General features: G+C 56.3%; 1 pseudogene. It reads left to right on the top strand.

Annotated features, from left to right (window positions below):
* Positions 1-82 precede the first annotated feature (82 nt).
* Positions 83-453: pseudogene (locus tag CRD59_RS07630) on the top strand (patatin-like phospholipase family protein); the annotation flags it as partial.

Genomic DNA, 453 nt, shown 5'->3' with positions numbered 1-453 from the left:
CGCGAGCCTAACGTCTTGAACGGAGTACGAGTTCGACAAGGAGGAAGACGCGGAATGGAATTTGTTGAGGGACAGCAGCTAAGCCAATCTAGACTACATCTACGGAACCCTGTCAAACCAGGATGGCGAGTACCCGGTTGACTACCATGCATTCTCCCAAGACCCGACCGCCGTCACGGTCGTGGCAGCCAATGCGCAGGACGGTTCCACCAAGTATTTCGACAAGACCGATGTGGCCTATGACAACTACGACATCATGAAGGCATCCTCTGCGGTTCCTGTGGCCTGTGAGCCCTACATCATCGACGGGGTCCCATACTTCGATGGGGGCATTGCCGACCCCGTTCCCGTGCAGAAGGCCATCGACGACGGCTGCGAGCGCATAGTCCTTATTCTGACCCGTTTGAAGGATGTCCTGCGCCAGCAGAAGAAGGATGTCATACCGGCCAGGAT

Source organism: Bifidobacterium xylocopae, from assembly GCF_003315615.1.
Classification (GTDB): Bacteria; Actinomycetota; Actinomycetes; order Actinomycetales; family Bifidobacteriaceae; genus Bombiscardovia; species Bombiscardovia xylocopae.
The sequence above is the reverse complement of the archived record's forward strand: the minus strand, read 5'-3'. Positions and strand labels throughout refer to the sequence as shown.